The sequence below is a fragment of the Pseudoalteromonas sp. S1609 genome (genome assembly GCF_005887255.1).
Taxonomy (GTDB): Bacteria; Pseudomonadota; Gammaproteobacteria; order Enterobacterales; family Alteromonadaceae; genus Pseudoalteromonas.
The window spans coordinates 45,807-52,579 of the sequence record NZ_PNDJ01000010.1; the positions used below are offsets into that span (position 1 = coordinate 45,807).

At 37.6% G+C, this 6,773-nt stretch carries 5 protein-coding genes and 1 pseudogene; 1 reads left to right on the top strand and 5 read right to left on the bottom strand.

All coding sequences use genetic code 11. The features are described from left to right. The first annotated feature begins 424 nt into the window (after window positions 1-424). Window positions 425-1,213 (top strand): substrate-binding periplasmic protein, encoded by a 789-nt coding sequence (locus CWB76_RS03705; protein WP_138605535.1) that lies wholly within the window; start codon window positions 425-427, stop codon window positions 1,211-1,213. Window positions 1,214-1,502: 289 nt separating this feature from the next. On the opposite strand, the pseudogene CWB76_RS20260 reads toward CWB76_RS03705, so the two are convergent. The 5 genes and pseudogenes from CWB76_RS20260 to CWB76_RS03725 form a co-directional block, all read right to left on the bottom strand. After that, window positions 1,503-1,700, bottom strand: a pseudogene (locus CWB76_RS20260) (tetratricopeptide repeat-containing sulfotransferase family protein); the annotation flags it as partial. Continuing rightward, the gene (locus tag CWB76_RS20475; RefSeq protein ID WP_138605537.1) at window positions 1,697-2,971 is read right to left on the bottom strand and encodes an ATP-binding protein; all 1,275 of its coding nucleotides are present in this window, start codon (window positions 2,969-2,971) and stop codon (window positions 1,697-1,699) included. The pseudogene CWB76_RS20260 and the gene CWB76_RS20475, both read right to left, overlap by 4 nt. Window positions 2,972-3,052: 81 nt before the next feature. Further along, entirely contained in the window at window positions 3,053-3,784 is a 732-nt protein-coding gene (locus tag CWB76_RS03715) for a response regulator (protein ID WP_138605539.1), read from the bottom strand. Between the two features lie 104 nt (window positions 3,785-3,888). Further along, a complete protein-coding gene (locus tag CWB76_RS03720; protein WP_138605541.1) occupies window positions 3,889-4,920 on the bottom strand; it encodes a hypothetical protein in 1,032 nt (343 codons plus the stop codon). Between the two features lie 219 nt (window positions 4,921-5,139). Continuing rightward, window positions 5,140-6,723 (bottom strand): tetratricopeptide repeat-containing sulfotransferase family protein, encoded by a 1,584-nt coding sequence (locus tag CWB76_RS03725; protein ID WP_138605543.1) that lies wholly within the window; start codon window positions 6,721-6,723, stop codon window positions 5,140-5,142. Between the last annotated feature and the right edge of the window lie 50 nt (window positions 6,724-6,773).

A 6,773-nucleotide genomic window follows, 5' to 3' on the forward strand; every position in this document is an offset into this window, starting at 1 on the left:
TCAAGTGCGCTATAGCGATGCTTGATATACCCACGATTTTAGCCTGCCAATACTGTGTTTTTCGATTTATCTCATAATCCTATCAGAGCTCATTCGCGAGCATCGTTTAAGCTTATCATGTGAGCCTAACTATCATAGCTAATTGAGAAAGCCTGACCAAACGAATTGAGCTTTTAAGTGTTTATAACAAAGTTGAGAGACTATAAATAGCCGTAAATTTTGATTGTTCGCTCAGCCTCAATAGCGTTACAGAGAATGACTAGATTCAAGTACAAAATTATTTGTGACTCATGGTAATTAAAAATTAAATTATATATATAGATTCTAGGCTTGAAAAAATTTTCGATGGGGTGCCGCATAGTTTGCTTTTTATACTATATTTATCATTGAGGATGTGTAAATGCGCAGTTAAAAAGGATTTTTTATGGTAGTTAATAGTCTCATTTTTTCAGTATTATTGTTATTTTCTAATGCACTAGTTGCTAAAGACTTAGTCTACCTAACCAGTGGTGAATGGCCGCCTTACTTATCTAATAACCTCCCAGAAAATGGCTACGCATCACATATAGTCAAAGAGGCGTTTTCGGCAGTGGGTATTGATGTTACTTTTGGTTTTTTCCCTTGGGAGCGGTCATTTCAATACGCTAAAAGAGGAATAAATCCAAATGGGGAGATATGGCATGGAAGTCTTGTGTGGGTTCATACAAGAGACAGAGAAAAGAACTTTTACTATTCCGACAGTGTTGTTACTGATCAGGAAGTACTCTTTTTTTTAAATGACTCTGCCTTTAGTTGGGACAAACCTAAGGCGCTAGAGGGGAAAATTATTGGAGGCACTAGTCATACAGTGTACCCTTTATTTGAACGGGCTGAAAATGAAGGGCTGGTTAGAATTGACCGAGCAGGCAATTATGACATTCTTTTTAAAAGACTTTTAATGAATAGAATCGATGCAGTACCACAGGTCAAGCATGTGGGTAATTACTATCTTCATAACAACCTAACAGCTAAAGAGCGCGCTAAAATTACATTCTCCAAGAGTGTGATTGAAACAAGAAGCTACCATTTAATTTTATCTAAAAGATTAAAGAAAAATAAACAACTTATTGAGCTTTTTAATGAGGGCCTTAATAAGATAAAGCTCAATGGTAAATACAAAGAATTAGAAACATCTTTCTACAGCGGTGATTATGACAACATAAAAAAGTTATAAGTTTATTCAGAATTAAGATCTTTAGTCGTGCCATGTATTAGAGGGGTCATATTTAGTATCCCATAAAATACAAAAAGCCAAGGAGAGCAGATTCGGACTTTAGACATTATGACTCATGACTACCTGCAACTGCCAATTTACAGACTATCGATAATGCTAATTTAGACAGCCTTTTTCGTTGAGTTTCGCTCAGCCCACCTAGGTGAAAATTAAACACTAATCTCAAACTTTAAAATTCCCCGTATTTAGTGGTTGAGAAAATGATCGTTACTTCCTGTACCTCAACTCTTTACTCAATAGTTATACTTTGCTTTAAAAGGTACTCCTTGGCTTCATTGGTATAAGGCTTAAAATTCTTCCAGCGGCCTATAGCCTTGTTGTTAAGCGGCTGACGCACTTGCATTTTGCTGGCGGTTGATACCGGTGCGGTGCTTAAATGAAAATCAAGGCACTGTGGTTGCCAATCTAAGTCGCAATAGCTCACTAGTGTTTAATTGGCAAAGTTAGATCAAACTTGGCGCCACCATATTTACTGTCGCTGACAACAACACTTCCCCCATGCAACTGCGCAATTTCTCTCACAATAGCTAATCCAAGCCCAAAACCAGCTTTCTGATTACCATCATTGATTTGATAAAAAGGTTCAAAAATATTGGCTTGCTGCTGAGGTGGAATGCCTTTGCCATTATCTTCAACAGAAACGACTATTGAGTCAACAATTTTAACCATACAAACATAAACTTCAGATTCACCATATTTATCTGCATTTTTTACAAGGTTAGTAATCGCGCGTTCGGTTAACGACTTATCAAGTAAAACACTAATTTCATTACAAATTTGATTATTCCATTGAAGACTTGCCTTACATTCAATCAATAACTTTTCCTGTAAATATTGTGAAAAATCAGCAATATTAACTTCTTCAAGTTGTAGATTAAGCTCTGCTCTTTCCATTTTCGCATAACTTAACAGTTCCTTCACTAAATCCTCTAAACAGAAAATTTCATCCTCCAGTCCTTTTACATGAGCCATCATATTGTCGTTTTTGGCAGTTACTAGCATTTCCAAGATCATTTGCATACGAAATAAAGGAGAACGAAATTCATGAGCAATAACATGGGTAAGCTGTTTGTGGCTACCTAAAATGCCTTCCATCTGCTTTGCCATATCATTTAAACAGGTATTAAGTCTCCCAACCTGAAAGCGTTTTTTGGTCGACGCGCGTGCAGTCAAGTTACCTTGGCTAATATCAACAAGGGTAGACTCAACACGTTTTAATTTCCGGTGTAGACCAAATAACCAAATAAAACACCCCGAAGCAACAAAACAAATTAGTGCGATGAAAATAGCATCGCCAACAGCTTCGTCAACTTCTAACAAATGATGTGTTTCATCTTCTTCAATTTGGTAATACTGCGCAGGTGAAAAGACTTTGAAGTAATCATACTCTTCGTCATCAAACCATGTTGGCTGGTTTTCTAATGCCTTTTGAATATGAGTGGGAATATTAGCAAATGGAACCGGGCTGATTATGATTTGGTTTTTATCAGCAATAACATCAATAAGCTCTTGTCTGTGTTGCAAAGTTATATGACTATCAAGTTCTTCAAGTAATGTTATTTCTGCAGCAAAGTTTTCAGCTTTTATAATGTTTTCTATGTCAACATAGAGATAGGTATTAATTAAATGGGCAGCAATCATAAAAATATAGAGTGTCGCTAATAGCCCTAAATACAAAGAAATAAATAATCTGGTCATAAAGTTCGCACAATTAAATGTTATGCAAGTAGTTTAGCCTGAAATATGCTCTTATTCTGTATGTGTTTGTATGAATATCAATTACCAATAATCAGGAACAAACATATAACCTTTACCCCTAACCGTTATTACACCTTGTGGGCGATTAGCATCATCTTTAAGCTTTTTTCTTATTTGGGCTATTTTGTTATCAACCGAGCGATCTAAACCGTCATATTCAATATTTCTCAACGATTGCAACAGTTCCTCACGACTTAACACTTGTTCTGCATGCTTAACTAAGTGCCATAGCAGTAAAAATTCAGATGGGGTAAGGGGTACTAATTCATCATTTAATTTGCAGCGTTGCAATGATTCATTCAACCACAAAGAGCCAAAAGCTTTTTCTTTATCTGAACGAATTGCTTGATTTAATTCAGCTGATGTAGTTGCTTCTGTAGAGCCTTGATCTCGTCGTAATAAATTTTTTATTCGTGCTAGCAGTACCCGTGGCTGAATTGGCTTCTGAACAAAATCATCGGCTCCGATTTCAAGTGCCGCCACCTGATCCATATCATCACCACTAGCAGTCAGCATCAATATTCGACCAGAAAATTGACTTCTAACCTCACGACAAACAGATAAACCATCAAGGCCTGGTAGCATTAAATCAAGCACGACCAGTGAGGGCTGAATAGAAAGTATTTTTTCGACAGCGTCAATGCCCGAGTGAACAACTACAACATCGAATCCAAAATTTGAGAGGTAGTCGTGCAGTAAAGATGCTAATTTATCATCATCTTCAACCAGCATAATAGTTTGGATATTCGACATTTAAGATAGATAGCTCACTTAGTAGGTTACTAGTACAAATATAGCAAAAAAATAAAAAAGAGGCACTAATAATGCCTCTTTTCAGTCACTTCAAATACCATAAATTATGGTAACAAGTATTTATCTAATTCAGCTTTTGTCATCACATGCACCGTATTATGAGGCGCCGCTTCAATAGTAAAATAGTAAAACTCTGGACCCAACTCATTGCCTAACATTTCTCGAAAGAAAGTAAGTTGTGCACCATGACCTTCATGATCTCTACCAAGTTCATTAGCTGGTTTACCGTCTGTACAACACCAAGAATGAACACCAAGCTTTGCACCTTCAGTATATACTCTTCTAAAACCAGCAGCATATAAATCAACACCACCAGAGTTAATATCAGAAGTTGCTTCAACCATTGTGGTTAACATGGCATTGCGTACCAATCTACCTGTGTGCATATTAATAGCATCATTTACCGAGCCACTAATTTCCTGAAGCAACAAGGTATCAACTTCAGGATGGTCATTAATTAAATCACTGATCTGTACATATGTTAGACTGCCAAGATCACCATTTATCAGAGCTTGAGTACCAGATACTTCAACTGTACTAGTGCCACCTTCTATCAAAGACTCATTAATAGTCATTCTTATTGGAAAATCACCTTTTTCAGGGTGGCTAATACTACCCTCATATATTGCATTCTCGTTATCATCTTGTGATACCGAAATGTCCTTGCCAAAGAAATAGTTATTAGCATCGGCAAGTGCCTCATTAATATCCTCCAGTTCACTCTCTACTACCCTGATAAAGGCCACAGGGTCATTCTCTTCAAAATCAAAGCCAAAAAACAAAAAGCCTTTATCATATTTAGCAAAAATCAGATTATCATCTTGATCTATATCAACGAATGAGATGTCATAATTTACACCGTCAATTTGCAGTTCTAATGCGTCAAATTGACGTTTAAAGGTATCAATATATTCAGCAACATTTTCTGGTTGAATATGATGTATTGCTTCTGGGGTTACAGGTGTTGTTGGACCCGTTGTCGTTGTCGGTTCAGTTGTTTTTTTTGAACTGCTACCGCAAGCTTGCAATGCAAGTGCAGTAATAAGTATCGAGATTATAAGTGCTAAATTTTTCATAATGCGATTCCACGTCTTGGTTAATTGAGGCCATTATGAAGATAAGACATCAAGTACAATAGAATGAAATTGTCGCGATAATGTATGCAAAGCACTTACAATTGATAATAATTGGTAAGGTATTTTACTTTGTCGGGCGACGCATTGCTTATTCGAGCTATTCTGGCACTAATCAAGCTAACTCTAAGTTCATACATTCAACTTTCAAACCACAAACCCTTACTCAAAACCGATATTTTGCTTTAAAAAGTAATCTTCAATTTCTTCTGTATAAGGCTTAAAATTCTTCCAGCGGCCTATGGCGTTGTTGTTAAGCGGTTGGCGCACTTGTATTTTGCTGGCAGTTGATACTGGTGCGGTGTTTAAGTGAAAATCAAGGCACTGTGGTTGCCAGTCTAAGTCGCAATAGCTCACTAACTCTTTTATTTTTTGCTCTGGTGCGGCGATGAGTTCTTCGTATTTTACTAGTTTAATATTGCTGTGGAGTTTGCTGAAGTGCTGCATTAGTTTATAAAAGCGGCTGTAAAATTTAGCGGTGTCGAGTAAGTCTAACGAGTAAGCATAATATGGGTTGTTAATGGTAAATAGCTGACGATAGTTACCAATGCAGGTGTCCATGGGGTCGCGAAGTAGGCAAATTATTTTGGCGTTTGGCAGTGCTTTGGTAATTAAATCGATATAAAAAAAGTTAAACGGTAGTTTATCAATAAAGTGTTTATGGCTGCCGGTTACAACACGGGTTGCTTCAAGGTAAGTGCTGCCAAGTTTTGCAAAATCAAGCTGGTAAGCTTGGTTTAAGGTGTCTATATCGAGTACTTGAGGCGTGTGCGTTTGGCTAAGTTTTTTTACACTTAGGCCAAAGTCTTGCAGCTCGCCCGCCGATTGTACGTCGCTGTGGCTTGATAAAATGCGTTCAACTAATGTGGTGCCAGAGCGCGGCATGCCTAATACAAAAATTGGCTCACTGCTTTGGTTGCCAGCTGTTTGTTGGTTTTTGTATTTATCACTGAGCTGTTTTATATGTGCAAATAAAGCCTCAGACGCTTGGTTATCAAACGCCTTATTAGCGAGTTTTGCTGCTTTACCTTGTTGTAACGCGGTAAAGGCTGCTGAAAACTCTCCTAAGTCTTGATATTCTTTAGCGAGCGCATGACCTATATGCAGTTTGGCGTCGGGATGATTGACCTGTTCGAATACATTTTTTAATCGCGTGATGTGATTATTATGTTCGGTGACTTTAGTTAAATCGGCTAAGGCAAAATGACTTTGATGATGAAGCGGGTTCAGTGCAATGGCATTTTCAAACGCTTGCTGTGCTTTATCAAACTGGCCTAAAAATTTAGCACACACCCCATAGTTATAATAAAACTGCGGCTGACGAGTATTACTCGCCTCAGCTAAACTTAATGCGCATATAAAGTAATCAGCTGCTTGTTGATGTAAACCCGCTTGGGTGAGCGCCACGCCTAATGTATCGGCATCAAGTGCTTTACTAATATGTTCAGGCTTAACGCTGAGGGCGGTGTTTTTTGCTTTTTGTAAGTCGCCCGTAAGAGCGTAGCACTTGGCAAGTTGCGCAGTATATTCAATAGACTGGGTAAAGCTTAATGCTTTTTCAATTAGCTTTATCGCTTTGTAAATTTGGCCAACCTGTAAATTAACCATAGCGAGCAAAAAGTAGCCATCAGCAAAGTCTGGTTTTTGTGTTACCAGCTCAACCAGTGCTTTATGCGCTGGCTGAATATTGCCTTGGTTTAAGTTGTTGATAGCGCTTTGGTGTAATTGCTTTAAGTTTGGCTGCATGAATACTCTTATAAATAATATACTTACAAAATCAAGAGGCTCAAATTAAT